The organism is Phycisphaerae bacterium (assembly GCA_018003015.1).
Classification (GTDB): domain Bacteria; phylum Planctomycetota; class Phycisphaerae; order UBA1845; family PWPN01; genus JAGNEZ01.
The window spans coordinates 21,166-46,812 of record JAGNEZ010000018.1 but is presented as its reverse complement, the minus strand read 5'-3'; the positions used below and the strand labels follow the sequence as shown (position 1 = coordinate 46,812).

Here is a 25,647-nt window from a genome sequence, read left to right as displayed (position 1 = left end):
ACATGATGCGAAGACGTGAGTTCATACTGTGTGGTGCGGCTGCGGCGAGTGGTCTGGTGGCCGCGAAGTCGCTTCGTGGGCAAGCGAAGTCTCCCAGGATTCGGGTGCCGGTGATCGGCCGGACTGGGAGGGGTGGCTACGGGCACGGGCTGGATGTCATCTGGAATGCCATCGGGCGGGCGGATGTGGTGGCCATGGCCGACGAGGATGCGAAGGGGCGTGCTGAAGCGGCCGCGAGGCTAGAGGGTTCGCGCAGCTGCGCGGACTATCGGCCGATGCTTGAAAAGGAGCAGTAACCGCGTCCGGCGAGACATCCTCGGATCGCAGAGCCAACCGGTTGTTGGCGAAGTCAATCCTGGCCCCAACAGCCGGCAACAATGGGCCTCCCAGATACCCGTCGATCTTGCCCAGGCGCAGGTTGTCATGACCATCACTCCATCACTTGGCGTTCGCCGAGGCCGGCACCCTCTGAATGTCGGATGACACGATCGCCCCGCGTTCATCGGTCACATTGACGAAGTAGGTGATTGCCTGATCGGACGGAAGTTGGACGCGGACGCGCTGGCCGTTCTGATCCAACTGGGCTGGCCGACTTTCCCACTTACGTTCCTTCCATCCCCCCGTATCCGTGGTGTAGTTCAGGGTCGCCTCTTTGACCGGGATGGGGCTTTTGACCGTCGCCTGCACCTGTGTTCCCTGGCGGGTGATTCGCTTGATTCGGGGCAGAGCCTGTCCGTTGCGGAGCACCGAGTCGACGTAGAGGCCGATTTCCTTTGGAGCCCAGCCGTCCGGATGGCTGTGGGGCAGGCGAATACCGATCCGCTGGGACCGCGGCCCGGAGACCAGCCGGTAGGTTTTCTCAAAGCAATCAAGTCGATAGACGTCGTTGGTACCGTTAATGAACATGATGGGTGTCCAGCAGCCGGCCAGGTATCGTGACGGATCGAAGTTGTGGATCCACTGCTGGCGCTCGGTGTCGGTCAGTTTGTTCATTGGGTTGGTCCAGGTTGGGTCCTCGTAGATGAAGCCGCAGCCGTAGACGGGCACGGCGACCTTGAACCGGTGATCCAACCCGGCGGCGATGCAAGTGAGATATCCGCCCCAGGAGATGCCGGTGATTCCGACGCGTTCCGGATCCACGTCGGGCAGTTTCCGCAGCAGTGAATGAGCCCGGATCACCGCGGCCACGGCGTGGTAGGACCAGACCGCTTGAATGCCCTGGTTCATGGCCGTGAACTTCTCTTCGTGGCCCTGACCCGGTCCGCCGTCGGGGAGCGGTTTGGCGTCCGGGCCGCAGCCTGCCAGATCCATGGCGATGGCGGCGTAGCCTCGCTTTGCCCACATCTCGGCCCACTCTGGGAAGGCCTTGCCTCCGCCGCCGTGGACCAGCACCATGGCCGGCGCCCTGTCTGCGTGATTTTCCGGGACGGCGTAGTAAGCGAACACTCGGGTGGCGTGTCCGTTGTAGGGTTCGTTGGTGTAGTACAGTTGTCGGACCGTACCGCTTGTGTTCACCCATTGCACCGCCGGTGGCTGGTTTAACTGGCGGAGATTCCAGGGGCCGGTTTGCCGCTCCGTGCAGCCGAGGCAGACGGCGGTCAGTATCAGTGGTAACATGTAGTGACAACGGTGTTGCGGTCGTGCCATCGGGCTTGCTCCGTTTCAGGTGGCGCGTGATGACTCTGAGACCTGGACCGCGACGCGGCCTGCTCCTATCTTATTAGCGGGCATCATACACTGTGCAGCCACCACTCGTCACATTCCGCAGGATCGAGCCGGTGGCCCGGAGGATTCCGACCATGACGCAATCGAGAGGGTGCCATTCCGGTCTGATTTCACGGTCAGGGCTGCGTGTCTGGCTGTCGGCGGGTGTGATGGCTGTGTCGCTTGCGAGCGGCGTCCTCGGCGCCGAGCGGCCGCCGAACTTCGTCATCATCTTCGCCGACGATCTGGGTTACGGCGACCTCGGCTGCTATGGACATCCCACGATCCGCACGCCGTGCCTCGACGTGATGGCGGCGGAAGGCATGCGGTTCACCGACTTCTACTCCGCGGCCCCGGTGTGTACACCCAGCCGGACCGCGCTGCTCACCGGCCGGCTGCCGATCCGCAGCGGCATGGTCGGTGCCGAGCGCCGGGTGCTGGCTTCGAATTCGACCGGCGGACTGCCCGAGAGCGAGATCACCATCGCCCAGGCGCTCAAAGCCAAGGGCTACGCCACGGCCTGCGTCGGGAAGTGGCACCTTGGCCATCTCCCGCAGTATCTGCCCACCAAGCGGGGGTTCGACTCTTTCTTTGGTCTGCCCTACAGCAACGACATGAAGCCAACGCCGCTGATCCGCGGCGAGCAGACGCTGGAGGAACCGGTCGTGCTCGAGACGCTGACTGAGCGATACACCAAGGAAGCCGTCGAGTTCATTGTCGCCCAGCGCGACAAGCCGTTCTTCCTGTACCTGGCCCACACCTTCCCCCACACTCCGCTGAAGGCCAATCCGCGTTTCGCCGGCAAGAGCCCGCGCGGTCTCTACGGCGATGTGGTCGAGGAAGTGGACTGGAGCGTGGGGCAGGTGCTCAAGACGCTGCGTGCGCAGGGGCTGGCCGAGCGAACGCTGGTCATGTTCAGCAGCGACAACGGTCCCTGGCTCATTCGGGGACTGAACGGCGGATCAGCCGGGCTTCTCCGCGACGGCAAGGGTTCGACCTTCGAGGGCGGCATGCGCGAGCCGGGCATCTTCTGGTGGCTCGGCCAGATCAAGCCCTCGGTCAACCGCTCGATGGCGTCGACCATGGACGTGTTCCCGACGCTGATGGAACTAGCCGGCGTCGACATGCCCAGCGACCGTGAGTACGACGGCCGGAGTCTGCTGACGGTCCTGCGCGGGGGCGAGCGTGAGGAGGCGCCGTTCTTTTACTACGACAATGCCATGTTGATGGCCGTTCGCAAGGGTCCCTGGAAGGCTTGCCTGGTGACCCGCGCCAGCTACGGTCCGGATCGCCCGAAGATCAACCAGCACGATCCCCCGTTGCTCTACCATCTTGGCCACGACCCGTCGGAGAAGCTCGACGTCGCGAAGGACCATGCGGATGTGGTAGCTGACCTTCTGGCCGAGGTTCAGCGGCATCAGGCGGGGCTGAAGCCGGGCACGCCGCAGTTTGATCTGAAGTAGATCCCATGGCGTGCGATTCAGACCTTGCTTGCTGACGGACGTAGCGGGCCATGGGCTCGTCCTTGCGATCTTCGATCGATGGCGTACTTGTCCTTCCGCGGGACCGGTCGAGACATCGCGAACTCGCCCATCTCCGTTAGGCCCTCGTGACCTGGATAGTCTCTGGCGAATCCGCATACAACTCTACGAAACCGCAGCGGGCGCAGACATACGCGGACATAGTGGTAGTCGATCTGCCCTTGAAGATCAGCGCCTTTGGGTTGGCGTAAGTGGTAACCGACAGTTCCCATTCCGAGAAGCCCTCGCCTCTGTCAATGGCCTTTGCATCCGCGATGATGTCGTTCGATCCGCACTTCGGGCACTTGTTGCTGTTTTTCACCGGAGTCCTCCTCAATGCCTCGGCATCGATTGGGCTATTCGCCCTTGTTGCCGGACAGTCAGGTCGCAAGCTCGCTCTCGTGCCGCCGGCGAGCATGTACGGCCCGTTTGCGCTCATTATGGAGTGGTTCTGAGGGGTGTCAATCGACGCGCATGTCGATCATCACTGCACAGCCTGTTGGCCCTGTTGCGAAATGCGTCGCCCGGAGGAACGTAAGACATCCACTTGGCCGCCCGGGCAGCTGTCGCCCCTTCGGGGCTAGTGTATGTGGGTGGTTTGGAGTTCCGGGGAACGTGCGCCCCCGGCTACAGACCTGTGCCCCTTCGGGGCATGTGGATCAATGGCTGACCGAGATCGCGAGAGGATAACACCGGAGCGGCAGGTTCGGACCCGCGTCCCATGCAACTCTATGAGATCGCGGTCCTGCTCGTGGTGGCTGTCGTCTTCCTGAGGTTGGACATACGTCGCTGGCGAGGATCGTCGTTGTTGTGGTATCTCGCCTTGTATGGCTGCGGCCAGGCGCTGACGGAGTTCTGGCGAGGCGATTTCAAGGACCGTGTGCTTCTTGGCCCGCTGTCACACTTCCAATGGCTATGCTTCGCTGCCGCGGGGGTATCGGCGGCTATCTTGATGCATGCCGCAGCCACTCGGCGATGGCCTCGTCGTCGGCCGGCTCCCGGGTGATTCGCAGTTCGTGGCCGCCGAGGTTGGCTGCGGCCCGGGCCCACTGCTCGTTGAAATGCTCGCCCGCGTTGTACAGCCAAAGCGGCCCGCCGCCGGCCGCAGCGGCCGCCACTGCCTTCAGGCCGCCGATTTTCCGGATACCCGGCAGGAACAGGTCGTTGATGTAGGGCTGGTCGTCGTCGACGTTCATCTGGTTCATGTCGATTGCCGTGCATACGCCGGTGCGAAGAACGACCTCGGGGGGCATCATAGCGCGGGCCACGAGCGTGTGCGGGCCCATGCGGCCGAGACCGACGAGTTTCATTCGGGTTCCGCTTTGGCTGGGAGTCTCGATGCCAATCACCGAGAGGATGTCATAGACTGCTTCGGCGGCATCGCTGCGGTTGAAGGTTGTGTAGTATTTACCCTCGTCGGCTGCCCGGGTTGTCACTGGTGTTCGCTTCATATGGCTGGTGCCGAACGGCTGCACGAAGATGCCGTGGTCGCCCTCGGTAAGCAGTTTCCTGTGTTCTCCGATTTTCGCGAGTCCATCCGGCAGGACGATCACCGCGGCGTCGCCTTCTTGACCGGTCTTGGTGTCGCGCCACTCGTTCGCCGTCCACACCAGGCGTCCGCCTCGCTCCCAGGCGATTCGGGCGAGGGCTGAACGGCCCTTCGGGCGGACCGTGCCCACGACTGGCCAATCCGAACCGATGCTCTGACCCAGCCCGAGGCGTACGAGGGCCTGCAAGTTGGTCAGCGTTTCGGGGCTGGTGGGTTGGTAGGCCTCCATCCGTTCCCGGCAGGCGGTCTTAAGGCTCGCGATCAGGGCTTCACCCTTGAGCATGTTGGCCGGCGGTTCGGCATCAGCGAAGACCAGCATGTCCTTGTCGGTTTCGATCTTGATCTCACCCTCAGTGATCTTGTCCGCATCGGGTTGGTTGAGCAGCCGTCGCCCGAAGAACCGGTACATCGCCTCTCGGCTGGCCTTGTTGTAGTTGTGTGGAGCGTCGATGTGGACGTTCTCGACCAGATCTCCGCGGCCGTACAGCTCGAAGATGCTCTTGATGAACGGGTATTCGACCTGAGGTGTTTTCTTTGTCCAGTCGCCGGTGGCGCTGATCAGCAGGAGTGGTCTGGGGGCCATCAGTGCCCCGATCTCCATGTTGTTGGCGTCGATGCGCAGGAGGGGGGCGTTTTCGCAGATGCAGCCGCCCTGCATGGTGCTGGAGATCATGTTGACCGGGGCGGCCACCTTCACTCGTTCGTCGACCGAATAGAGGATGAACGTCTGCGTTCCGCCGCCGGATTCCCCGGTGACGCCGATCCTGGCCGGGTCCACGTCGGGCAGCGACTGCAGGAAGTCGAGCACTCGCACGCTGTTCCACGTCTGCAGGTGGAACTGGCTGATGCCCCACAAAGCGCAGTCTGCGGCTGCGAACCGGTGGTCGGCGTGCTCGAACTGTTGCTTGCTGTCGTTGTAGCCGACCATGTCGTACATAAACGCCACCGCCCCGAGCCTGGCCAGGGTGATACAGCGGGCGGCGATCGAACCGAGTTTCTCATGGGCCAGGCGGCCGCGGCCCCAGTGGCCGTGCGGATTAGCCACGGCCGGCACCCTGCCCTTGACCTCCGCAGGGCGGTAGAGGTTGCCGGTGACGTAGAAGCCGGGGTAGCTCTCGAAACGGACTTTCTCGAGGGTGTAGCCGTCGCGAACCAGCTTGCCGGAGAGGTGGGCGTTGATCGGGCATCGTTTGGGCTCGGGGATCAGTCCGGCCGCGAAACGGACCTGGTTGATCAGCCATGCCCGGCGGGCCTCCCAGGTGGAGAGGTGTCTGTATTCGGTTGGTGTGTAGACGGTATCCGTGTGGAGGAGAGGGCGGGAGTCCGCGGCCTCCCCTGGATCGGTGGTCTCTTCGGCCCGGGTCGTGGCCAGGGCTAATCCCAGTCCGGCCGCACAAATCACCCAGGATAATCGGCGAGTCATTCTCATTCTCCCTTCGTTGGACCGGGGCGAGCAGCCGTCGTTCCCTTGTGCGAGGATCCGAAGCGATCTTCGTGGTGGAAGACCGTCGGCCTGCCAGCGGCTGGCGCCGAATTGAGTGCGGCGATCACGGACATCCGATGGCCCTCGATGTACCGTCGGATGGACGAGGCCGACGGCGAGAGTGACGGAGCGTCACCGCCTGACGGTGGTCAGTATAAACCATGATTCGCTTTGGGAACACCGGTGCGTTGTCATTCAGCGGCGGGCTGCATGTACGTCTCCGGCTCGTCGGGTTCGGGAGAGGTCGCTGCGGTCGGATGAGGTCTTGGTCGTCTTGCGTCCCCTCGAGCGAGGAGAGGCATTGCTTGCCCGGGCGAGGTACAGGACGCTGCCGGGAGGCTCACCAGGGAAGTCGGTCGTTGGGAGTGTTCTTTGGCACGCCCATGCCCAAGTAGTGGAGCAACCGGGTGCGTGTGAGCACGGGGATGGAAAGGGCCTTGGCCTCGTTGGCGACCTCGTCGAAAGCCTTGCGGGCTGCCAGTCGTTGGGCGGAGCGCTGCTGGGCCTCGGGCGATTCGCCGTTCGCGGCGGCGGACGGTTGCGGAGGCGGTCCGCCCAGGACGACGAAGTCGGTGCGCGTGTCCAACTGTTTGACGACGTTGCCGCCCGACTGGACGATCATCTTGCTGACTTGCTCGCCTCCGGGATCCTCGGCTTCGCCGTCGAAGTTCAGGTCGAAATCGCCGGCCACCACGAAGTTCAGCTTGCGGGACCGATCGAAGAAAGGATTCGCGATCAGGTCGCCTTCGACCAGAGGCTCGCCGTTTGTCGCCTGGCTGACCCGGCATTCGGCGGTGTCGTCGAAGACCTGGGTCACCTCGACGGCTCCCTTGCCCTTGCCTTCGTCGGGAATGCCCTTGGTTCGCGAGTAGACTGAGAAACTCATTCCTCGCTTGATGCCGTCCTTGGCTCCGAGGCTGATGTAGGCGATCTTGTCGCCGGCGACCGCCCGGACGACATAGCCATCGGCGATTTGAAGGGCCGACATGGTGTCGCCCTTGGGGCGGAATTGGGAGAGGGTATCGACCAGTTCCTTGCTACGTTTCTGGGCGTCGGCCAGTTGCTGTTCGACGGCTCGGCGCTGCTGGCGCTCTCCGGTGAGTTGCTGGCCGGCGGCCTCGGAGCGGGTTTCCAGCTGTGCGGTCAGGTCCTGGACCTGTTTTTGCCAATCCTCACGGTTCTTGGCCGCCTGCTGCTCAAGGGCTTGGTAGTCATCTTCCAGCTTCTTGGTTTTCTCCGCGTACTGATCCTGTGTGGCCTTCAGGTCATCGGTGGCTTTCTTGATCTGGTCCTGGAGGTTCTGGATGTCCTTCTTGGCGGTGTCCAGGGCGCCCAGGGACTCGGCATACCTGGTGTTCAGCGTGTTGACGAGGGTGAGCAGGGGTGGGCGCGGCTTGGCGGTGTCCCCGTCGGTGGCCGGTTCGGTGGCTGCCGCCCTGGCTTCGGGTCGCTCGATGCTGTTGATCAGATTCTGCTGAGCGGTCTTGAGGGCCTGAGCCATCTTGGCGGGGTCGCCGTCGCCGGCGATGGATTTGGCTGCGTTCTGCAGACGGTTTTCGGCGTCGGTAGCTCGCTGCTGGGCGTCTTGGGACTGGGTATTGGCCGAGGCGGCCTGGGCCTGAAGGTCTGACTGATAGGTGTAGAGGATGATCGTGCCGGCCAGCGAAGCGACGGTGAGCACGACAAAGACGATGAGCGCGATCTTGATGCCGGTGGCACCTTCGCCTGATGCGCCGCTCTTGTTGCCCATTGCTGCCATAGTCCCGACTCCATGCACCTCGGGTAGGTTTAGGACCGCCATGTCAGGCCGGGGACCGGCCGTCGGGGTGCATTGTTGCGACTCCGTCGGCGTCTGTCAACGGGACGTGGGGGGCCGCGACGCCCAATTGGCGAAGCCGTTCCGGCCGCCCGCTCGGTCGCAGTGCTGCTGGCGGATGCCGGTGCTGCCCTGGTCCACGCGGTGGTCGCCGTCCGGATTGGCGTGTTGCAGCCGTTGGAGGGCGGGATCGTCTGTTCCGTCAAAGCGTCGACGTGGTGGAAAGCCGAACGTGCCTACCATGTTGGCTGGGAGGCTGGTGTTTCGGGTCCGGTGGCTGGAGGGGCAATCTCGCGCAGACGGAGGGTGCGGAACTGCACTGGCTTGGTGTGGGCGGACAGGCCGATGAAACCTCTGCGTGGTCGGTTCCTGAGCGCGGCGTGGTCGGTCATGAGCGTGTCGTTGATGATGTGGCCGTTCAAGGTGACCTTAACGCGGGGGCCGAGGCAAAGGACGGACAGGTCGTTCCACTGGCCTGCGGGTCTGGAGACGAACGCCTTTGGTGGGACGACTTGGTAGATTGCGCCAGTGTCGCCGACGCCCGGCTTGCCGGTGCGGGCTCCGTCATCGAGAAGCTGGATCTCCATGCCCATTCTGGATGTTCGCCCCTCGTGCGGAGCGCGGATGAATATGCCGCTGTTGCCGCGAGGGCTGAGCTTGTACTGCAGGCGGAGTTCGAAGTCGCCGTACTCGCGGGTTGTGCCGAGCCAGTAGGCCGTTTGGCTCTTGCCCGACCGATCGCCGACGATGGCGCCGTCCTGGATTGTGAACGAACCGGGTTTGCCGTTCGGTTCCCAGCCGGTCCAGTCCGTTCCGTTGAACAGCAGCTGGAAGCCCGCGGCCTTTTCGGTGGCCGTTAGTTGGTTCACTGGAGCATGGGGCGGTGCTGCTGGTGCGGGGGCAGTGTTGGTGGTGGGCGCGTCGGAGCCGCCCGCGATCCACAAGCCCAGGAGCGTGACAGCTGTTGTGAACATGGCATTACCTCGAAGGTCGGAGAATGGCCGCGATGCGGTGTGCTGACACTGCCCCGGCGACCTTCCCGACGATGAGATTCGGCGGTGTCGCAGCTACCCTTACCCTACCTCATGCGTTGGCTCGGCGTCAACTCGCCGATGGCCGCCATGGCTACTCGCTTTGCCGTCGCCACTGGAAGGGGCAAGGCGTATCCGATATCCTATTTCGTTCTGCTGTCGCCTGACGGGATGGAGTGTCACCCTTGGCCGTGGACCTTCGCAAAGTGCGCAACATTGGGATCGCGGCTCATATCGATGCCGGCAAGACCACCACTACGGAACGAATGCTCTATTATTCGGGGCGGACGCACAAGGTCGGCGAGGTCGACGACGGGACGACGATCACGGACTTTGACCAGGAAGAGCAGCAGCGTGGGATCACCATCTACTCGGCGGCCGTCAGTCTTCCCTGGAAGGAGAACACCATCAATTTGATTGACACGCCTGGTCACGTGGACTTTACGGCCGAGGTGGAGCGTTCGTTGCGGGTTCTGGACGGGGCGGTGGCGGTTTTCGACGCGAAGGAGGGGGTTGAGGCCCAGTCTGAGACGGTCTGGCGGCAGGCGACCAAGTATCACGTACCGCGGATCTGCTTCATCAACAAGATGGACAAGGTCGGGGCGGATTTCGCGGCCTCGTTCAGCTCGATCCGCGAGCGGCTGGACGCCAATCCGGCGGCGGTACAGCTTCCGATCGGGGCGGAGGGGTTTTTCGAGGGGATCATTGATCTGGTGGCGATGGAGGCGGTCTACTTCCACACCGACGATGTGGACGCCGCGCCCGTTCGCAAGCGGATCCCGGTTGAGCTGGAAGAGGCTGCCAAGCGGGCCCGGCACCGGCTTGAGGAGCAGGTGGCTGAGACCAGCGATGCCCTCATGGAGAAGTTTATTCACGATCAGCCGCTGACCGGGGAGGAGTTGAAGGCGGGTTTGCGGGCGGCCACGCTTGCCAATCGGCTGTACCCGGTGTTCTGCGGATCGTCGCTCCATTTTGTGGGTGTGCAGCCGCTGATGGATGGGGTGATCGATTATCTGCCGTGTCCTCTGGATCTGCCGCCGGTGGTCGGACTCAGGGTTGCCGAGGGGGGCGGCAAGCTCAAGGGTCGGCACAAGGCTGGGCTGGCCCAGGCCAAGGGCAGGTTGCCTGGGGATGACAGGATCTTGTGTCCGTGTGATCTCAGGGCCCCGCTGGTGGCGTACGTGTTCAAGATTCTGGCGTCGAAGCCGATGGATCTCTACTTCCTCCGGGTGTACTCGGGCACGTTGAGATCCGGCTCCCGGGTGGTGAATCCCAGCCGGGACTGCAAGGAGAACATCAGCCGGATCTTTCGCGTTTTCGCTAAGCGCCGCGAGCAGATCGAGGCGGCCGAGGCGGGCGACATCGTTGCGGTGATCGGCCTCAAGGACTCGCTGACGGGTGACACGCTATGCGAGCAGAAGCATCTGGTTGTGCTGGAGGCCATCGAGTTTCCGGAGACGGTGGTGAGCATGTCCATCGAGCCGCAGTCCTCGGCCGAACGTGAGAAGCTGATTGAGGCTCTGACCATGCTGGCCCGCGAGAATCCGACGTTTAAGTACCGGCTCAACGAAGAGACCGGCCAGACGCTGATCAGCGGGATGGGTGAGCTGCATCTTGAGGTTCTGGTGAACCGGCTGAAGCGTGACTACCACGTGGACGTGCGGGTGGGCAAGCCGCGGGTGTCGTATCGGGAGACGGTTTGTGCTGCTGCGGAGGTCGAGGAGGAGTTCAATCGTCAGATTGGCGGGCGGGGGCATTTCGCGAGGGTTCGTCTGCGGGTGGAGCCGTATGCTCCCGAGCCGGGGGAGGAGCACATTCTGTTCGTGAGCCAGGTGAGCGGGGTCAAGATCCAGCGGTCCTTTCTGGAATCTGCGGAGGCGGCGGTCCGTGACACCGCCCAAACCGGCGTTCTGGCGGGTAACCCGATGATGAACATCAAGGTCACGCTGGTGGATGCCGAGGAGCATGAGATGGACAGTTCGGAGGTGGCGTTCGATGCTGCCAGCCGGCGTTGTTTTGACAAGGTGGCGGTCGCCGCGAGTCCGGCGCTGATGGAGCCGATCATGAAGTTGCAGATTGCCACGCCGGAGGCGTATTTCGGGGTGGTGAGCAACGACTTGTCTCGGCGTCGGGGTGTTGTGCAGGATGCCCGGTTGCGAGGCGACCATCGGGTAATCGATGCGGTGGTGCCCTTGCGGGAGATGTTCGGATACGCCAGTGATTTGCGGAGTCTGACTCAGGGCCGGGGGAGCTGGACGATGGAGCCCTCGCATTACGCGGTCGTGCCGCCGGCGATTGCTGATACAATTCTTGCTGTGGTATGAGGTTGCAGCGGGCTGGGTCTGACGGGGGGTAGTCTCGGGAGAGGTCGGGGGGAGGGGGTAGGGCGCTGTTATCGGTCGTGGGGTGTGAAAAGACGGGCTGAATCTTATTTGGGTCGGGACCGGGCCTTGACACAAGACCTGGTGTGAGTACACTAACGAATCTCTGCCGAGCGAGAGGGGGCTATGGTGCGCCCTTGTCCGGCGGGTGGAGGCCAGGGCTGGCGACAAAGCGGCAGTCTGGGTGGCTGTTGTTTGGAGAGTGCCGGACCGAGCGAGTCCGGAAGAAGTGTTTTGAGGCACGCGATGCAAGGCGAACGAATTCGTATCCGAATGGAAGCCTACGACCCGCGGGCTCTGGACGCGTCGGCCCGGGAGATCGTTGATCACGCCAAGCGCACCAACGCGCGAGTTTGTGGCCCCGTTCCCTTGCCGACCAGGATTGAACGCTACACGGTTTTGCGTTCCCCGCACATAGACAAGAAGTCGCGTGAGCAGTTCGAAATGCGGACGCACAAGCGACTCATCGATATCTACGAACCGACCGCGAGGACTGTGGAAGCCCTCAACCGCTTGGTGGTGCCGGCCGGCGTTTTTGTGAAGATCAAGGCCTGACGCTCGGGCGCCGTAAGCGAGCGGGCGGCTGGGCCGGACAAGGGGCTCGCCGATCGGACCGGATGATGTTGTTGGAGTGTTGCCAGCGGTAGTCGGCCTCATTCGTCGGCTTTTCAACGACAAATCGGCCGCGTGAGCATCATCGCGAGGCAAGGCAAAGAGTCAGGAAGAGCCTGATAAGGCTTGAAGGGAATTCTGTCCACATGTTGGCGGCGCTGCTGGGTAGGAAGATCGGAATGACCCGGGTTTACACGGAGGACGGCACGGCCGTGCCGGTCACCGTGATTCAGGCGGGTCCGTGTTCTGTGCTGCAGGTGAAGAAGGCGGGTGCCGCCAAGAGCGGCGAGTCGAAAGACGGCTATCACGCCGTGCAGCTCGGATTTGAGGATGTCAAGGCTCACCGATCGTCGGTCCCGATGATCGGTCACGCGGCCCAGGCCGGGACGGGGCCGAAGAAGTTTGTCCGGGAGATCCGGTTGAAGGAGGCTCCTGAAGCGGCCCGGGGCGATGTCTGGACGGTGGAGGTTTTTGAGAACGCCAAGACGCGTTATGTGGACGTGGTGGGCACGACCAAGGGCCGGGGCTTTGCGGGGGTCATGAAGCGTCACGGCTTCGGTGGTCAGCCGGCCTCGCACGGCACTGAGCGCAAGCATCGCAGCCCAGGTGGCATCGGCGCCAGTGCCGGTCGTGGCCTGGGCCGCTGTGTTAAGAAGGGCAAGCGGATGGCCGGCCACATGGGTCACAGCCGTCGGACGGTCAAGAATCAGCGTCTGGTGAAGGTGGACAAGGAGAACAACCTGTTGCTCGTTCGGGGTGCGGTCCCCGGTCCGAACGGCGGGTACGTGGTGGTCCGGCAGGCCAAGACGAAAGCGTAACGGAAGCATTCGCGATGATCGACGTGCCCGTATACAACATGAGTGGTGAGCAGACCGGCTCGATGCAGATTGACGAGTCGGTGCTGGGTCGCCGGGTCCGGATTGACCTGCTCAAGCAGGCGATCGTGGCTTGGCAGTTTAATCAGCGGCAGGGTTCTGCCCGGCTCAAGAATCGAGCCCGGGTGGAGGGGTCGAGCCGCAAGATCTACCGTCAGAAGGGGACGGGGAACGCCCGTATGGGTACGGTGCGGAGTCCCTCGCGGCGGGGGGGTGGTCGTGCCTTTGCCAAGCTGGAGCAGAATCACCGGCGGGAGATGCCCAAGAAGATGCGTCAGCTTGCCCGCAACAGTGCGCTTCTGGCGAAGCTCAAGGCGGGCCAGGTGGCGGTCATCGATCCGGTCGACGTGACTGAGCCCAAGACCAAGCCGTTCGCTCGGATGCTCAAGGCGGTTGGTGCGGACAAGGGCTGCGTGTTCGTGACCGAGGCGGTCAATCAGGCGGTGTTTAAGTCGGGTCGGAATGTTCCCAAGACGGAAATCCGCCCGGTGACTGAGCTGAACGCGTACGAGATCCTTCGCCGGCGAAAGGTGCTTTTTACCCGTCTGGCGTTTGAGGTGGTGATGGCCCATCCGTCGACTTATCGTCAGGCGGATGAGACTCTGGTGGCGGGAGCGTAACCGGGACTGCAGGAAGGACGATCGGCGATGGACATTTACCATACGATTATCAGGCCGCTGGTTACCGAGAAGGGGACTCACCAGAGCCAGGTGACGCACCAGGGGACTCACAGTCGGAAGGCTCGCGGCGGGGCATACGCGTTCGAGGTGCATCCCGAGGCCCGCAAGGCTCAGATTCGCCAGGCGATCGAGAAGATTTACAACGTGAAGGTGGTCTCTGTTCGGACTGCCAACCGCAAGGGCAAGCCGCGTCGCGTGCGGATGACGACCGGCGTGACCCGGAACTGGAAGAAGGCGGTCGTGGTGCTGGATCCGAATTATCACATTGACCTGTTCTAAGGCAGGAAGTGTCAGGATATGGGTGTCAAGATCTACAGACCGACTTCGGCAGGACGGCGTCAGTCCTCGGTGAACGAGCGTGTGGAGATCACCGACAAGCGGCGGCCGCCGACCAAGGCTCTGCTTAAGCCATTGCACAAGACGGCGGGGCGCAACCACCATGGGGTGATCACGTCGTGGTGGCGAGGAGGCGGGCACAAGCGTCTGTACCGGGTCATCGACTTCAAGCGTCGCCGCGACGATCAGCGTGCCACGGTTGTTGCCATCGAGTATGACCCCAACCGTTCGTGCCACATCGCCCTGATTGAATACCCGGACAAGACTCTGAACTACATTCTCGCCCCCGCCGGCCTGAAGGCTGGCGACTGGGTGGAGAGTGGCAAGAACGCCGAGCCCAAGGTGGGCAACTGCATGCCGCTGAAGAATGTGCCGGTGGGCATGGACGTTCACAACATTGAGCTGACTGCTGGTCAGGGTGGCAAGCTGGTCCGATCGGCGGGGCTCTCTGCCCGGGTGGTCGCCCGGGAGGGTGAGTGGGCCACGCTGCTGATGCCGTCGGGCGAGATGCGGCAGGTGCGGGTTGAATGCCGGGCGACCCTCGGGGCGATCGGCAACGCGGATCATCAGCACGTGCGGGTCGGCAAGGCCGGTCGCAAGCGGCACATGGGTCGCCGGCCGCACAATCGTGGTACGTCGATGAACCCGGTTGCCCACCCGCTGGGCGGCGGCGAAGGCAGGAGCGGCGGTGGCCGCCATCCGTGCAGCGCCTGGGGCAAGCTGGCCAAGGGTGGTCGAACGCGGAGTCGCCGCAAGAATTCGAACAAGCGTATTCTCCGTCGTCGGCGGAGCGTCCGGTATGGGCAGCTAGTGCTGCCGAAGAAGTAGTAGACAGATGATGGAGGTCCGCCCGGCCGCGAGGCCTGGCCTCAAGCGAGCGAGAGTGTTGACCTATGTCCAGGAGCCTGAAAAAAGGTCCGTTCGTCGACGAGAAGTTGTTCCTCAAGGTCCAGAAGTCCAAGCAGACCGGCTCGCACGTTCCGATCCGGACCTGGGCGCGGCGTTGTACGATCGTGCCGGAGTTCATCGGGGTGGCCTTCGAGGTTCACAACGGCAAGATGTTCCACAAGGTCGTGGTGTCCGAGGACATGGTCGGGCACAAGCTGGGCGAGTTCAGCCCGACCCGAATGTTCCGCGGGCACACCGGGGCGAAGAAGGCGGTGGCCGTCTGATCCCGGGGGAGCGGAGGCCGGGGAGGAGGACCGGGGAGCATAGCCGGCCGGACTTATTGAGCAGAAGGTGAGATCGTGGCAGAGCAAGCAACGGAAGCGAGACAATGGCGGGCGACGCACCGGTTCGCTCGGATCAGTTCGCGCAAGGCCGGGCTGGTCATGGCCCTGATTCGCGGGCAGAAGGTGAATGACGCCCAGGACATTCTTCGTTTCACTCGCAAGAAGGGCAGCCGGCTGATCGACATGGTGCTGCGGTCGGCGATTGCGAACGCGAATGAGCAGGAGGCGGACGTCCGGTCGCTCTACGTGGTCGAGGCCCGGGTGGATGGTGGTCCGTTCTTCAACCGGTTCCGGCCCAAGGATCGCGGCCGGGCTCACCCGATTCTGAAGCGGACCAGTCATCTGGTGGTTGTCGTCGGGGAACGGAAGTCGTAGGAGCGTACTGTGGGACAGAAAGTCAACCCGATCGGATTTCGAACCGGCGTCACGCTGGACTGGAAGAGTCGTTGGTACGCCCCGAAGGCGGCCTATGGTGAGTTTCTGATCGAGGATCACAAGATTCGCCGGTTTGTCGATGATCGCTTCAATCGGCGTGAGCCGTACGCGGCCGTGTCCAAGGTCGAGATCGAGCGGACGCGGAGTGATGTGCGGGTGGTTTTGCACACGGCCCGTCCCGGCCTGGTGATTGGGCCCAAGGGGGCGGAGGTGGACAAGCTCCGCGAGGAGCTGGAGGATCTGGTTGACCGGAAGATCACGGTCAACATTGTCGAGATCAAGCATCCGGACCTGGACGCCCAGCTGGTGGCGGAAGGCATTGCGGAGCAGCTCAAGAAGCGGGTGAGTTTCCGGCGGGCGATGAAGATGCGGTGTGATGCGACCATGGCTTCCGGAGCGAAGGGGATACGTGTGCGGTGCAGCGGCCGGCTCGGGGGTGCGGAGATGGCCCGGGTCGAGACGCAGATGCGGGGTTCGATTCCCTTGCAGACTCTCCAGTCGAACGTGGGTTACGGCTACGCCATTGCCCGGACGACGTACGGAGCCATTGGGGTCAAGGTGTGGATTTACCTGGGCAAGTTCGGCGAGGAGATTGAGCCGATCGCGATTGAGAGCAGCCGGGGTCCGCGGCGGCGAGCGCGTCTGTAAGGATTTGGAGTTAAGGAGAAGAGACGGCCATGGCGTTAATGCCGAAACGGCTCAAGTACCGAAAGGCGCAGCGCGGCGGAAGGCAGCCGACGATCGCGACCCGGGGCAACCGGGTATCGTTTGGCGAGTTCGGGTTGCAGTCGCTGGAGCATGGGTGGATGACTGCCCGGCAGATCGAAGCCGGCCGTATGGCCGCGACCCACTTTCTCCATCGTGAGGGACGGGTTTACATCCGGGTGTTCCCGCACAAGCCGGTGTCGCGCAAGCCGCTGGAAACGCGCATGGGTAAGGGCAAGGGCGAGCCGGAGTACTATGTAGCGGTGGTGAAGAAGGGTTCGATGCTGTTCGAGATTGGTGGCGTGGCCGAGGACGTGGCCCGGCGGGCGTTTTCCCGGGTGGCCCACAAGATGCCCTTCCGCTGCCGGTTTGTGACCCGTCGCCACGAGGTATAGCCGAGGCGGAGACGATCTGATGAAGATTTCGGAAATGCGGCAGATGAAGACCGAGGAGCTGCACGGCGAGCTGGATCGGCTGCGCCGTTACACCTTCGATCTCCGCAGCCAGGCGGTGACCGAGAAGCTCCATGACCCCTCCCTGCTGACTCGGGCCAAGAGGGACATTGCCCGGCTGTTCACGGTGCTCCGCGAACGCGGCGAGGAGGGTGTCGAGCAGAAGCAATACCATCTGGAGGCTCTGGCTACGCACAAGCGTACCAAGTAGAGGTAGGTAACGGGCATGGCCGAAATGGTTCAGGACAAGAAGGCGCGCCGGGTGCGGCGGACCGTGATCGGGGTGGTGACCAAGGCGAACAGGACGCCGCAGACCCTTCGGGTTGAGGTCGAGTACCGGGCCCGCCACCCGCAGTACGACAAGTACGTCCGCCATCGAATGGTGCTGCACGCGCACGACGCCCGCCGGGAGGCGCGGCAGGGCGATCGTGTCCAGATCATGGAGTGCCGGCCGATATCCAAGACCAAGAAATGGCGTCTGGTCAAGGTGCTGGAGCGGTCCGTCCAGGGTGAAAAGCAGATTGGCGTCGACACGCGGGCTGACTCGGCCGGCGGCAAGGCATGAGTGAGAGACGGCAATGATTCAGCTTCAAACGGTAGTGGATGTGGCGGACAACACGGGTGCCAAGCTGGCCATGGTGATTCGCGTCCTGGGCGGCAGTACTGGTCGGGTGGGCAAACCCCGACGGAAGACGGCGGGGGTGGGTGACATCGTGATCCTGGCGGTCAAGAAAGCTCTGGCCAACAGCGATTTCATGAAGCCCGGCAACCACAAGGCCCGCGTGGTTCGCGGCGTGGTGGTGCGGACCAACCATCCGACCCGGCGTCCGGACGGCAGCTATGTCCGCTTTGATCGCAACGCCGTGGTGCTGGTGGACGACAAGAACGAGCCCAAGGGGACGCGGATCTTTGGGGCGGTGGCGCGCGAGCTTCGCGAGAAGGGGTACATGAAGATCGTGTCGCTGGCGGACGAGGTGGTTTGAGGGTTGACGGGCGTCCGGCGTTGCCGGAAGGGCTGACGGAAGGTTGCCATGGCGTTTCACATTCGAAAAGACGATCTGGTGGAAGTGATTGCCGGCGATCACAAAGGGGAGCGCGGCAAGGTGCTTCGGGTCAACCCCAAGCGCGGCCTGGTCATAGTCCAGGGCGTGAACATGGTGTTCCGGCACGTGCGTCCGAGCCGCCGCAACCCGCAGGGTGGCCGGCTCCAGAAGGAAGCCCCGATGCACATTTCGAATGTGCTGCCGGTGGACGAGAAGGGGGCCAAGGGTGGGCGCGGGGCCCGGGTCCGCTTTGAGGTGGAGCGCGGCGACAAGGGGAAGGTTCTGGCCAAGCATCGGGTGTCGGTGAGTGGGACGCGGCTGAGTACGCTGACTCGCAGGAAGACGGAAAGCTAATCATGGCTCGCTTGTTGGACAAGTACAAACAGGAAATCATGCCGGCCTTCTTCGAATCGTTGAAGACTCGCAATCCCATGGCCGTTCCGCGGCTGACCAAGATCGTGGTGTCCATGGGGGTGGGCAAGGCGACGCAGGAGAAGAAGCGGATCGAGGTGGCGGCCAAGGATCTGGCCACCATCACCGGGCAGAAGGCCCAGGTCTGCAAGGCCCGCAAGAGCGTGTCGAACTTCAAGCTTCGCGAAGAGAACCCGATTGGGGTGAAAGTGACGCTGCGGGGTACGCGGATGTACGAGTTTCTGGATCGGCTGATCAACATTGCCATTCCGCGTATCCGCGACTTTCGGGGCCTCAATCCCCAGGGTTTCGACGGGCGGGGCAACTACTCGATGGGGGTGAGCGAGCAGACGATCTTTCCTGAGATCGACGTGACCGCGGTCGAGTTTCCCCAGGGGATGAACATCACCCTGGTGACCACGGCCCGGGATGATCGGCAGAGCCGCGAGTTGCTGCGGATGATGGGCATGCCGTTCCGGACGGATGCCCACGCGAAGGATTGAGCGGGAGATTGAGACGATGCAGCCGCGGGCGGTAGCCGGTGGCCGCGAGAATGGATGTAATGCATGGCGACAACAGCGTGGATGTACAAGGCGAACCAGCCCCCGAAGTTCAAGTGCCGCTCGGTGAGGCGATGCCAGGTTTGCGGGCGGTCGCACGCGGTGTACCGCAAGTTTCGGCTGTGCCGGGTGTGTTTCCGGAACATGGCCAATCAGGGCCTGATCCCGGGCGTGAAGAAAGCGAGTTGGTGAACCGCGGGAGCGGGCATCGGGCGGGTGGCGTCCATGAGGCCGAGGGGCCGAGGGGCGCCGGTTCGCGGGTGCCGCCCCGTTTGAACGAGGATGCTGAGGATGTGGAGCGACCCGATTGCTGACATGCTGACCCGGATTCGCAATGCCGTTCGGGTGCGATCCCGCGAGGTCAAGGTGCCCTTGTCGAACGTCAAGGCCAGTATCGCCGAGGTTCTCAAGCAGGAGGGTTACATCCTCGGGTACGACCGGATCGAGGATGCCCACCAGGGTGTGCTCAGGATTCAGTTGAAGTACGGTCCGCTGGGCGAACCGGTCTTGAATGAGATCAAGCGGGTCTCCAAGAATGGTTGCCGGGACTATCGCGGGGTGGATGATCTCCCCCGGGTGCTCAATGGGATGGGGATCGGTGTGGTGTCCACGAGTCAGGGCATGTTGAGTGATCGGCAGTGCCGGGAACGTGGAATCGGTGGTGAGTTGGTCTGTATCGTGAGCTGATCGGCGTAGGTTCTGTCGGCGTCGGGTGAACGAGCGGCAAGAAGAGGACGTCAGGCGATGTCTCGTATCGGCAAGAAACCAGTTCCGGTGCCCGCGGGCGTGAAGGTCGAGGTTGCCGGCCGGACGGTGAAGACGTCCGGGCCGAAGGGTAACCTGGCCTGGGAATGCCCGTCCGGGGTCAGCATTGAGTTCGACAGCAAGGCGGCTGAGATTCGCGTGGGCCGGGAGCAGGATACGGCTCAGGGTCGGGCCCTTCATGGACTGACGCGGGCGCTCATCGCGAACATGGTTCTCGGGGTTCAGAGCGGGTACCGCAAGGCTTTGGAGATCTACGGCACTGGTTACGGCTGCAAGCTTCAGGGCGGCAAGCTGCTGTTGAACTGCGGTTACATGGGACGGGGTGTGGATGCGGCGGGCAAGCCGAAGGACGCGCAATTCTCACTGGAGATCCCCGCTGGGGTCAAAGTCACTGTGGAGGTTGCTGCCGCCCGTGGCGACAATGAGCCGGCCAAACTCTCGATTGAGGGGCCGGACAAGCAGGTGGTCGGTCAATTCGCGGCCGAGATCCGTAAGATCCGCCCACCGGAGCCCTACAAGGGCAAAGGAATCCGTTACGTCGGCGAGCACGTCCGGCGCAAGCAGGGCAAGGCGTTTGCGGGCAGCGGTGGTTGATCCGCTTCCGCTTATTGATCCGGGTAAGGTCATGAATAGAACCGAACAGAAGAAGATCCGCCGGTTACGCCGCAAGATGCGGGTGCGGAAGACGATTTTCGGCACCTCGCAGCGGCCCAGGCTGACCGTGTTCCGCAGCCTTCAGCACATTTACGCTCAGTTGATTGACGATGTCGCGGGTCGGACGCTGCTGTCGGCCAGCACCAAGGGCAAGGACCTCCGTGAGGGGGTCGGCTATGGCGGCAACAAGAAGGCGGCGGCCGCGATCGGCAAGACCCTCGGCGAGCGGGCCGTAGCCCAGGGCATCAAGCAAGCGGTACTCGATCGGAACGGTTACAAATACCACGGGCGCGTCGAGGCGTTGGCCAAGGCGGCTCGCGAGGCGGGGCTGAAGATTTAGTCGAGGCAGGCATGGCTGACGAGTTGACGAAACAGGCGCAGAACCAGGAGCCGACCGGTGAAGCCCAGACCAGTGGTCCGCATGGCGCGGACGGAGAAGGGGAAGTCGGCGGCGGACGGGGTGGACACGGGGGTCGGGGCGGGCACGGCGGCGGTGGTCGGGGCGGGCACGGCGGCGGTGGTCGTGGCGGTCCGGCGGGTCGTGGTGGCCGCGGCGAGCGTGGTGGCCGTGATCGCCGGGACAGCGGGGAGATCGACGACGGCGGGATCGAGGAAGCGGTGGTCAAGGTTTATCGTTGTGCCACCGTGGTCAAGGGCGGCCGGAGATTCAGTTTTGCCGCGTTGGTGGTCTGCGGTGATCGTCAGGGCAAGCTGGGCGTGGGCTACGGCAAGGCCAACGAAGTGCCCAGCGCGGTGGACAAGGCCAGCAAGGCCGCCCGACGGGCCATGGTGCCGGTGAAGCTAGACGGCACGACCATCCCGCATCGGATTCGCTCCAAGTATCGAGCGAGCGAGGTGGTCATGCTGCCGGCCAGCAAGGGAACGGGTATCATCGCCGGGGCTGCGGTCCGGTCGGTGCTCGAGTTGGCGGGCGTGAAGGACGTGCTCACCAAGGTGTACGGCTCGACCAATCCGAAGAATCTGGTCAAGGCCACGTTCGAGGGCCTGTTGGCTCTGCGGGTCAAGGCGGATGTCGCGCGGTTGCGTGAGGTGACGCTGGCTTGAGTGCCGGCTTGGTTTTGAGAGGCCGGTGGCGAGCCGGGAGTGATACAGCCATGATGATTACGGACGTGACTTCCAAGGCCGGAGCCAAGCATCGCGCCAAGCGGTTGGGGCGTGGTGTGGGTTCGGGTCGCGGCAAGACTGCGGGTCGCGGCACCAAAGGCGCCGGGGCCCACTCTTCTCACGGGGCCAAGCCTCTGAGCGAGGGTGGCCAGACGCAGCTCTTTCGCCGGCTGCCCAAGCGTGGCTTCAGCAACTTTGGTTTTCGGACCGAGTACCAGGTGGTGAACGTGGGCACCCTCGAGGATCGTTTTGAGGCCAACACCCACGTCACCCCGGACCTGCTCAAGTCGGTCGGACTCATTCACGACCCCAAGGCACCGGTGAAGATTCTGGGTGACGGTGAGGTTGGGAAGAAGCTGCGGGTTGAGGCCACCTGCTTCAGCGCCTCGGCGGTCAAGAAGATTACCGAGGCCGGCGGCCAGGCCACGGTGATCGGCAAGTAGGCATTGGCAGGGGAAGCGGCCAGGGAACACCAGTATGTTCAGCACGATCCTCAACATCTTCCGGATTCCCGAGTTGCGGCGCAAGCTGTTGTTCACGCTTGGCTTGCTGATGATCTACCGCCTCGGTTTTCACGTGCCCCTGCCAGGTATTGACCAGAGCTCGATGGCTGAAGCCCTCAAGAAGCAGGCCGGCGACCAGGGCGGTTTCGGTCAGCTGGCCGCCGCCTTCGCGCTGTTCACCGGGGGGGATCTGCAGCAGAGCACCGTGTTCGGCCTGGGGATCATGCCGTACATCTCCGCTGCGATCATTTTCCAGCTCCTGGCCACGGTCGTTCCGGCGCTGGAGAAACTGCAGCGCGAAGGGGACACCGGCCGCAAGAAGATCCAGGAGTACACCCGGTATTCGACGGTAGGTTTGTGCCTCATCCAGGCGGTGTTCTGGATCAACTACATGCAGGCTCGCGGCTACGTGTACGCGGATTTCGCGGGTGGGCTGCAGTTCTGGCTGATTGGCGTGTTTGGCCTGACGTGCGGGACCATTTTCCTGATGTGGCTTGGTGAGCAGATCGACGAGTACGGCATCGGCAACGGCATCAGTCTCATCATCATGGCCGGCATCATCGCCCGCATTCCGAACGCGGTGATGTACGTGGCGGAGAACACCTCGTTTGGTGGTTCCGCCGGCACGGCCGGCAGTCTGAGCCCGATCAGCATTGCGGTCCTGATTGTCGCGTTCATTTGTGTGGTCGCGGGGACGATCCTGATTACCCAGGCCCAGCGGAGAATCCCGATCCAGCAGGCCAAGCATACGCGTGGTCGGCGGGTTCTTGGCGGGCAGCGTCAGTATTTGCCTCTGCGGGTCAACCACGGCGGCGTGATGCCGATCATCTTTGCCAGCTCGCTGATGATCTTTCCGGGTGTGATCTTCGGGTATCTGGCTGACGCGACCAACTGGGCGTTCTTTCGCTTCATGCGGGACTCCCTGCAGCACGACGGCTACATTTACGTGCTCTGCTACATCGCCCTGGTGTACTTCTTCGCGTATTTCTGGACTGCGGTTCAGTTCCAGCCGAAGGAGATGGCCAACAACCTCCGCGACTACGGCAGTTTCATTCCGGGCCTGCGGCCGGGCAAGCGTACCGCCGACTACCTCGAGCGGGTCATGGGTCGCATCACTTACGTGGGTGCGGCGTTCCTGTCGATCATTGCCATCATTCCCACCCTGGTGGCCAGTTGGATGCAGATTCCGTACACCGTGTCCTCGTTCCTTGGAGGTACTGGCCTCTTGATTGTGGTCAGCGTTGCCCTGGATATGGTTCAGCGGATCGAGGCCAACCTGGTGATGCGCAACTACAAGGGCTTCCTGAGCAGCGACTGACAGGGAAAGGCGGACTTGGGCATGAACGTGATTCTGTTTGGACCTCCGGGTGCTGGCAAGGGCACCCAAGCCGAGCGGCTGGTTTCGACGTTTGGCTTCGAGCACCTCTCCAGCGGGGATGTGCTCCGGGCGGAGCGCAAGAGCGGGACGGCCCTGGGCGCCAAGGTGGCCGGTTACATGGACTCCGGAGCCCTGGTTCCGGACGACATTATCATCGAGGTGATTCTCGGCCGGGTGCTGAAGGCGTCGGCCGAGAAGCGCAGCGTGTTGTTGGACGGTTTCCCGCGGACCCTGGTTCAGGCCCGCAAGCTGGATGAGGCTCTGGCTAAAGCCGGAACGAAGGTGGATGTGGTGCTCTCGCTGGTTGTGCCGGACGGGCTGATTGTGGAGCGGATCACCGGACGGCGCATTTCGCCGAGCGGGAAGGTGTACCACGTGAAGTACAATCCCCCCAAGGTTCCGGGCGTGTGTGACGAGACCGGGGAGAATCTGGTGCAGCGGCCGGACGACACCGAAGCCGTGGTCAAGCAGCGTCTCGATGCTTACCACGCTCAGACCGAAGTCCTGGAGAGCTACTATTGCGCGAAGGGCGTGCTGAAGCAGGTAGACGGCACCCAGGATATCGAGGTCGTCGCTCGGCAGATGAGCGACTTAGTCCGTGCTTTTGCGCGATAGGTGCTCTCGATGAGGGGCATCCTGCGACGATCTGAGACCGCCAAGCTCAAGAGCCGCGAGGAGCTTGAGCTGATGCGAAAGGCGGGAAGGCTGGTGCATGGCGTGCTGGTTCGGATGCGGGAGATGGCCCGGCCCGGGCTGACGACCGCGGAGCTGAACGCGGAAGCGGATCGGTTGATCGCGGGAGCGGGGGGGGAGCCTCTGTTTCGCGGGCAGCGGATGAAACACGCGAGGTTTCCGTTTCCGGCGGTGTTGTGTACCAGCGTCAACGACGAGGTGGTGCACGGGATTCCGTCCGAGCGGGTGTTGAACGAAGGTGACGTCGTCAGTATTGACTGCGGTGTGCGGTTGGGCGGCTATTGCGGCGACGCGGCGACCACGATCCCGATCGGGAAGGTCTCGGGGGACGTCGAGCGGTTGTTGAGGGTGACTGAGGAGGCCCTGAGCATCGCGATCCATGAGGTCCGGCCGAAGCGGTGGTGGAGCGAGGTGGCCAGCCAGATGCAGCGGCACGTGGAGGCTGCGGGTTTCTCGGTGGTCAGGGATTTCGTTGGGCACGGCATCGGCAAGGAAATGCACGAGGAGCCGAAGGTGCCAAACTACACCGACGCGCGGGAGCGGCGGATGGATTTCATGCTGCTTCCGGGTCTGGTCATTGCAGTTGAGCCCATGGTGAACATGGGAACCGCGTCGGTGGGTTATGCGGACAAGACCGGCTGGCCGGTCGTCACGAAGGACGGGCGGTATGCCGCCCATTTTGAGCACACTCTCGCGGTGACGGAGTATGGGGTGGAGGTGCTCACTGACGGGCATTGAGGTCAGAGGCCGCAGTTGGGAATCGAGCCATGAAAGTCCGAAGCAGCGTTCGTCGTATTTGTGAGAACTGTAAGATTATTCGCCGGCGTGGCGTGGTGCGGGTGATCTGCACGAACCCACGGCACAAGCAGCGGCAGGGATGACAATGGACAGGTCGCCCGGCACCCGGGGACCGGTGCTAAGAGAGGAGGGTCAACGTGCCGCGTATCGCAGGCGTTGACATACCGAGTGACAAGAGAGTCGAGATCTCGTTGCGTTACATTTACGGGATCGGTCCGACCCTGGCCCGCGCTGTCCTCAAGGAGGCGGGTATCGAACCTGGAGTTCGGGCGAAGAACCTGACCGAGGACGAGGTGGCTCGCATTGCGGGCGTGATCGACCGGAACTATGTGGCCGAGGGCCAGCTCCGTCGCCAGGTGCAGCAGAACATTGCCCGGCTGCGGGACATTGGCTGCTACCGAGGGATGCGGCACCGGCGAGGCCTTCCGGTGCGCGGGCAGCGGACCCGCTCGAATGCCCGGACGCGCAAGGGGCCGAAGAAGACCGTAGCAGGGAAGAAGGGTGTGAAGGAGATGCATCGTGGCTAAAGGTGGCAAGAAGAAAGCTCGCCGGAGCGTATCCCGCGGGATCGCTCACATCAAGGCGACGTTCAACAACACGATGATCACGATTACCGACACGGCGGGCGAAGTGCTGGCCTGGGCCTCGGCCGGAACAGTCGGCTTCAAGGGCACGCGGAAGAGCACGCCGTTCGCCGCCACCCGGGCTGCCGAAGCCGCGGCTCAGGCGGCCAAGAAGTTTGGCTTGAACGAGCTCGAGATCCGCGTCAAGGGGCCCGGTCCCGGTCGCGAGTCGGCCATCACTGCACTCCAGGCGGCGGGCATGCGGATCCAGTCCATTGAGGATGTGACGCCGTTGCCGCACAACGGATGCCGGCCGGCCAAGAAGCGTCGCGTCTAACCCTTG

Annotated in this window: 35 protein-coding genes; 30 read left to right on the top strand and 5 right to left on the bottom strand. The window is 63.2% G+C overall.

The genetic code is table 11. From position 1 onward, the window contains the following. Positions 1-2: 2 nt before the first annotated feature. Complete coding sequence (locus KA354_10275; protein ID MBP7935019.1) at positions 3-296, top strand: hypothetical protein; 294 nt, start codon at positions 3-5, stop codon at positions 294-296. A gap of 142 nt (positions 297-438) precedes the next feature. Here KA354_10275 and KA354_10270 read toward each other — a convergent pair whose 3' ends face one another. Beyond that, complete coding sequence (locus tag KA354_10270; protein MBP7935018.1) at positions 439-1,647, bottom strand: alpha/beta fold hydrolase; 1,209 nt, start codon at positions 1,645-1,647, stop codon at positions 439-441. A gap of 152 nt (positions 1,648-1,799) precedes the next feature. Here KA354_10270 and KA354_10265 point away from each other — a divergent pair, with 152 nt between their 5' ends. Next, positions 1,800-3,167 carry a sulfatase gene (locus tag KA354_10265; GenBank protein ID MBP7935017.1) on the top strand — a complete coding sequence of 456 codons (1,368 nt, stop codon included), beginning with the start codon at positions 1,800-1,802 and terminating at the stop codon, positions 3,165-3,167. Positions 3,168-3,303: 136 nt separating this feature from the next. On the opposite strand, the gene KA354_10260 is transcribed toward KA354_10265, so the two are convergent. After that, positions 3,304-3,546 (bottom strand): hypothetical protein, encoded by a 243-nt coding sequence (locus KA354_10260; protein ID MBP7935016.1) that lies wholly within the window; start codon positions 3,544-3,546, stop codon positions 3,304-3,306. A gap of 399 nt (positions 3,547-3,945) precedes the next feature. Here KA354_10260 and KA354_10255 point away from each other — a divergent pair, with 399 nt between their 5' ends. Beyond that, positions 3,946-4,230, top strand: a complete 285-nt coding sequence (locus KA354_10255; protein MBP7935015.1) for a prolipoprotein diacylglyceryl transferase — start codon at positions 3,946-3,948, stop codon at positions 4,228-4,230. Here KA354_10255 and KA354_10250 read toward each other — a convergent pair. From KA354_10250 to KA354_10240, 3 genes are all read right to left on the bottom strand, one after another. Then, on the bottom strand, positions 4,169-6,196 hold the full coding sequence (locus KA354_10250) for an acetylxylan esterase (GenBank protein MBP7935014.1): 2,028 nt from the start codon (positions 6,194-6,196) through the stop codon (positions 4,169-4,171). The genes KA354_10255 and KA354_10250 overlap by 62 nt on opposite strands. Before the next feature lie 400 nt (positions 6,197-6,596). Then, complete coding sequence (locus KA354_10245) at positions 6,597-8,015, bottom strand: hypothetical protein (GenBank protein MBP7935013.1); 1,419 nt, start codon at positions 8,013-8,015, stop codon at positions 6,597-6,599. Positions 8,016-8,308: 293 nt separating this feature from the next. Further along, on the bottom strand, positions 8,309-9,046 hold the full coding sequence (locus KA354_10240; protein MBP7935012.1) for a DUF1080 domain-containing protein: 738 nt from the start codon (positions 9,044-9,046) through the stop codon (positions 8,309-8,311). A 242-nt stretch (positions 9,047-9,288) separates the two neighbouring features. On the opposite strand from KA354_10240, the gene fusA reads away from it, so the two are divergent. The 27 genes from fusA (at position 9,289) to rpsK (ending at position 25,641) form a co-directional block, all read left to right on the top strand. Next, positions 9,289-11,427, top strand: a complete 2,139-nt coding sequence (gene fusA, locus KA354_10235) for an elongation factor G (GenBank protein MBP7935011.1) — start codon at positions 9,289-9,291, stop codon at positions 11,425-11,427. A gap of 303 nt (positions 11,428-11,730) precedes the next feature. After that, entirely contained in the window at positions 11,731-12,039 is a 309-nt protein-coding gene (rpsJ, locus tag KA354_10230; GenBank protein MBP7935010.1) for a 30S ribosomal protein S10, read from the top strand. A gap of 203 nt (positions 12,040-12,242) precedes the next feature. Beyond that, on the top strand, positions 12,243-12,914 hold the full coding sequence (rplC, locus tag KA354_10225) for a 50S ribosomal protein L3 (GenBank protein ID MBP7935009.1): 672 nt from the start codon (positions 12,243-12,245) through the stop codon (positions 12,912-12,914). A 14-nt stretch (positions 12,915-12,928) separates the two neighbouring features. Next, the gene (rplD, locus tag KA354_10220) at positions 12,929-13,591 is read left to right on the top strand and encodes a 50S ribosomal protein L4 (protein ID MBP7935008.1); all 663 of its coding nucleotides are present in this window, start codon (positions 12,929-12,931) and stop codon (positions 13,589-13,591) included. Positions 13,592-13,618: 27 nt separating this feature from the next. After that, on the top strand, positions 13,619-13,930 hold the full coding sequence (gene rplW, locus KA354_10215; GenBank protein ID MBP7935007.1) for a 50S ribosomal protein L23: 312 nt from the start codon (positions 13,619-13,621) through the stop codon (positions 13,928-13,930). 18 nt (positions 13,931-13,948) lie between these two features. Further along, entirely contained in the window at positions 13,949-14,815 is an 867-nt protein-coding gene (gene rplB, locus KA354_10210) for a 50S ribosomal protein L2 (GenBank protein MBP7935006.1), read from the top strand. Between the two features lie 65 nt (positions 14,816-14,880). Continuing rightward, positions 14,881-15,159 carry a 30S ribosomal protein S19 gene (rpsS, locus tag KA354_10205; GenBank protein MBP7935005.1) on the top strand — a complete coding sequence of 93 codons (279 nt, stop codon included), beginning with the start codon at positions 14,881-14,883 and terminating at the stop codon, positions 15,157-15,159. A gap of 75 nt (positions 15,160-15,234) precedes the next feature. Further along, positions 15,235-15,594: a 50S ribosomal protein L22 gene (gene rplV, locus KA354_10200; GenBank protein ID MBP7935004.1), complete on the top strand. Its 360-nt coding sequence runs from the start codon at positions 15,235-15,237 to the stop codon at positions 15,592-15,594. Positions 15,595-15,603: 9 nt separating this feature from the next. After that, on the top strand, positions 15,604-16,302 hold the full coding sequence (gene rpsC / locus KA354_10195) for a 30S ribosomal protein S3 (protein ID MBP7935003.1): 699 nt from the start codon (positions 15,604-15,606) through the stop codon (positions 16,300-16,302). Between the two features lie 29 nt (positions 16,303-16,331). After that, positions 16,332-16,754, top strand: a complete 423-nt coding sequence (gene rplP, locus KA354_10190) for a 50S ribosomal protein L16 (GenBank protein MBP7935002.1) — start codon at positions 16,332-16,334, stop codon at positions 16,752-16,754. 19 nt (positions 16,755-16,773) lie between these two features. Then, positions 16,774-17,022, top strand: a complete 249-nt coding sequence (rpmC, locus tag KA354_10185) for a 50S ribosomal protein L29 (GenBank protein ID MBP7935001.1) — start codon at positions 16,774-16,776, stop codon at positions 17,020-17,022. A 15-nt stretch (positions 17,023-17,037) separates the two neighbouring features. Then, entirely contained in the window at positions 17,038-17,376 is a 339-nt protein-coding gene (gene rpsQ / locus KA354_10180) for a 30S ribosomal protein S17 (GenBank protein MBP7935000.1), read from the top strand. A 13-nt stretch (positions 17,377-17,389) separates the two neighbouring features. Then, positions 17,390-17,794 (top strand): 50S ribosomal protein L14, encoded by a 405-nt coding sequence (gene rplN / locus KA354_10175; protein ID MBP7934999.1) that lies wholly within the window; start codon positions 17,390-17,392, stop codon positions 17,792-17,794. A 48-nt stretch (positions 17,795-17,842) separates the two neighbouring features. Then, positions 17,843-18,208, top strand: a complete 366-nt coding sequence (locus tag KA354_10170) for a 50S ribosomal protein L24 (GenBank protein ID MBP7934998.1) — start codon at positions 17,843-17,845, stop codon at positions 18,206-18,208. A 2-nt stretch (positions 18,209-18,210) separates the two neighbouring features. Continuing rightward, a complete protein-coding gene (gene rplE / locus KA354_10165) occupies positions 18,211-18,768 on the top strand; it encodes a 50S ribosomal protein L5 (GenBank protein MBP7934997.1) in 558 nt (185 codons plus the stop codon). 63 nt (positions 18,769-18,831) lie between these two features. Continuing rightward, positions 18,832-19,017 carry a type Z 30S ribosomal protein S14 gene (locus KA354_10160; GenBank protein ID MBP7934996.1) on the top strand — a complete coding sequence of 62 codons (186 nt, stop codon included), beginning with the start codon at positions 18,832-18,834 and terminating at the stop codon, positions 19,015-19,017. A gap of 99 nt (positions 19,018-19,116) precedes the next feature. Then, positions 19,117-19,512, top strand: a complete 396-nt coding sequence (gene rpsH / locus KA354_10155; protein ID MBP7934995.1) for a 30S ribosomal protein S8 — start codon at positions 19,117-19,119, stop codon at positions 19,510-19,512. 57 nt (positions 19,513-19,569) lie between these two features. Next, positions 19,570-20,184 carry a 50S ribosomal protein L6 gene (gene rplF, locus KA354_10150; GenBank protein MBP7934994.1) on the top strand — a complete coding sequence of 205 codons (615 nt, stop codon included), beginning with the start codon at positions 19,570-19,572 and terminating at the stop codon, positions 20,182-20,184. 31 nt (positions 20,185-20,215) lie between these two features. Continuing rightward, positions 20,216-20,584, top strand: a complete 369-nt coding sequence (locus KA354_10145; protein ID MBP7934993.1) for a 50S ribosomal protein L18 — start codon at positions 20,216-20,218, stop codon at positions 20,582-20,584. Between the two features lie 11 nt (positions 20,585-20,595). After that, positions 20,596-21,309, top strand: coding sequence for a 30S ribosomal protein S5 (gene rpsE / locus KA354_10140; protein ID MBP7934992.1), 714 nt, complete (start codon positions 20,596-20,598; stop codon positions 21,307-21,309). Positions 21,310-21,359: 50 nt separating this feature from the next. After that, positions 21,360-21,812, top strand: coding sequence for a 50S ribosomal protein L15 (gene rplO / locus KA354_10135; protein ID MBP7934991.1), 453 nt, complete (start codon positions 21,360-21,362; stop codon positions 21,810-21,812). Positions 21,813-21,846: 34 nt separating this feature from the next. Further along, positions 21,847-23,190, top strand: coding sequence for a preprotein translocase subunit SecY (gene secY, locus KA354_10130; GenBank protein ID MBP7934990.1), 1,344 nt, complete (start codon positions 21,847-21,849; stop codon positions 23,188-23,190). A 21-nt stretch (positions 23,191-23,211) separates the two neighbouring features. Further along, complete coding sequence (locus tag KA354_10125) at positions 23,212-23,865, top strand: adenylate kinase (protein MBP7934989.1); 654 nt, start codon at positions 23,212-23,214, stop codon at positions 23,863-23,865. A 9-nt stretch (positions 23,866-23,874) separates the two neighbouring features. After that, positions 23,875-24,681: a type I methionyl aminopeptidase gene (map, locus tag KA354_10120; protein ID MBP7934988.1), complete on the top strand. Its 807-nt coding sequence runs from the start codon at positions 23,875-23,877 to the stop codon at positions 24,679-24,681. A 29-nt stretch (positions 24,682-24,710) separates the two neighbouring features. Beyond that, complete coding sequence (gene rpmJ / locus KA354_10115; GenBank protein MBP7934987.1) at positions 24,711-24,824, top strand: 50S ribosomal protein L36; 114 nt, start codon at positions 24,711-24,713, stop codon at positions 24,822-24,824. A gap of 54 nt (positions 24,825-24,878) precedes the next feature. Beyond that, complete coding sequence (rpsM, locus tag KA354_10110) at positions 24,879-25,268, top strand: 30S ribosomal protein S13 (protein ID MBP7934986.1); 390 nt, start codon at positions 24,879-24,881, stop codon at positions 25,266-25,268. Then, positions 25,261-25,641 (top strand): 30S ribosomal protein S11, encoded by a 381-nt coding sequence (gene rpsK, locus KA354_10105; protein MBP7934985.1) that lies wholly within the window; start codon positions 25,261-25,263, stop codon positions 25,639-25,641. Before rpsM ends, rpsK begins: the two co-directional genes overlap by 8 nt. Positions 25,642-25,647 lie beyond the last annotated feature (6 nt).

Bases quoted from the DNA above. Each gene is read 5' to 3' on its own strand.
- KA354_10275 (MBP7935019.1), top strand. From the start codon at position 3: ATGATGCGAAGACGTGAGTTCATACTGTGTGGTGCGGCTGCGGCGAGT.
- KA354_10270 (MBP7935018.1), bottom strand. From the start codon at position 1,647: ATGGCACGACCGCAACACCGTTGTCACTACATGTTACCACTGATACTG.
- KA354_10265 (MBP7935017.1), top strand. From the start codon at position 1,800: ATGACGCAATCGAGAGGGTGCCATTCCGGTCTGATTTCACGGTCAGGG.
- KA354_10255 (MBP7935015.1), top strand. From the start codon at position 3,946: ATGCAACTCTATGAGATCGCGGTCCTGCTCGTGGTGGCTGTCGTCTTC.
- KA354_10250 (MBP7935014.1), bottom strand. From the start codon at position 6,196: ATGACTCGCCGATTATCCTGGGTGATTTGTGCGGCCGGACTGGGATTA.
- KA354_10245 (MBP7935013.1), bottom strand. From the start codon at position 8,015: ATGGCAGCAATGGGCAACAAGAGCGGCGCATCAGGCGAAGGTGCCACC.
- KA354_10240 (MBP7935012.1), bottom strand. From the start codon at position 9,046: ATGTTCACAACAGCTGTCACGCTCCTGGGCTTGTGGATCGCGGGCGGC.
- rpsJ (MBP7935010.1), top strand. From the start codon at position 11,731: ATGCAAGGCGAACGAATTCGTATCCGAATGGAAGCCTACGACCCGCGG.
- rplC (MBP7935009.1), top strand. From the start codon at position 12,243: ATGTTGGCGGCGCTGCTGGGTAGGAAGATCGGAATGACCCGGGTTTAC.
- rplD (MBP7935008.1), top strand. From the start codon at position 12,929: ATGATCGACGTGCCCGTATACAACATGAGTGGTGAGCAGACCGGCTCG.
- rplW (MBP7935007.1), top strand. From the start codon at position 13,619: ATGGACATTTACCATACGATTATCAGGCCGCTGGTTACCGAGAAGGGG.
- rplB (MBP7935006.1), top strand. From the start codon at position 13,949: ATGGGTGTCAAGATCTACAGACCGACTTCGGCAGGACGGCGTCAGTCC.
- rpsS (MBP7935005.1), top strand. From the start codon at position 14,881: ATGTCCAGGAGCCTGAAAAAAGGTCCGTTCGTCGACGAGAAGTTGTTC.
- rplP (MBP7935002.1), top strand. From the start codon at position 16,332: ATGGCGTTAATGCCGAAACGGCTCAAGTACCGAAAGGCGCAGCGCGGC.
- rpmC (MBP7935001.1), top strand. From the start codon at position 16,774: ATGAAGATTTCGGAAATGCGGCAGATGAAGACCGAGGAGCTGCACGGC.
- rpsQ (MBP7935000.1), top strand. From the start codon at position 17,038: ATGGCCGAAATGGTTCAGGACAAGAAGGCGCGCCGGGTGCGGCGGACC.
- rplN (MBP7934999.1), top strand. From the start codon at position 17,390: ATGATTCAGCTTCAAACGGTAGTGGATGTGGCGGACAACACGGGTGCC.
- KA354_10170 (MBP7934998.1), top strand. From the start codon at position 17,843: ATGGCGTTTCACATTCGAAAAGACGATCTGGTGGAAGTGATTGCCGGC.
- rplE (MBP7934997.1), top strand. From the start codon at position 18,211: ATGGCTCGCTTGTTGGACAAGTACAAACAGGAAATCATGCCGGCCTTC.
- KA354_10160 (MBP7934996.1), top strand. From the start codon at position 18,832: ATGGCGACAACAGCGTGGATGTACAAGGCGAACCAGCCCCCGAAGTTC.
- rpsH (MBP7934995.1), top strand. From the start codon at position 19,117: ATGTGGAGCGACCCGATTGCTGACATGCTGACCCGGATTCGCAATGCC.
- rplF (MBP7934994.1), top strand. From the start codon at position 19,570: ATGTCTCGTATCGGCAAGAAACCAGTTCCGGTGCCCGCGGGCGTGAAG.
- KA354_10145 (MBP7934993.1), top strand. From the start codon at position 20,216: ATGAATAGAACCGAACAGAAGAAGATCCGCCGGTTACGCCGCAAGATG.
- rpsE (MBP7934992.1), top strand. From the start codon at position 20,596: ATGGCTGACGAGTTGACGAAACAGGCGCAGAACCAGGAGCCGACCGGT.
- rplO (MBP7934991.1), top strand. From the start codon at position 21,360: ATGATGATTACGGACGTGACTTCCAAGGCCGGAGCCAAGCATCGCGCC.
- secY (MBP7934990.1), top strand. From the start codon at position 21,847: ATGTTCAGCACGATCCTCAACATCTTCCGGATTCCCGAGTTGCGGCGC.
- KA354_10125 (MBP7934989.1), top strand. From the start codon at position 23,212: ATGAACGTGATTCTGTTTGGACCTCCGGGTGCTGGCAAGGGCACCCAA.
- map (MBP7934988.1), top strand. From the start codon at position 23,875: ATGAGGGGCATCCTGCGACGATCTGAGACCGCCAAGCTCAAGAGCCGC.
- rpmJ (MBP7934987.1), top strand. From the start codon at position 24,711: ATGAAAGTCCGAAGCAGCGTTCGTCGTATTTGTGAGAACTGTAAGATT.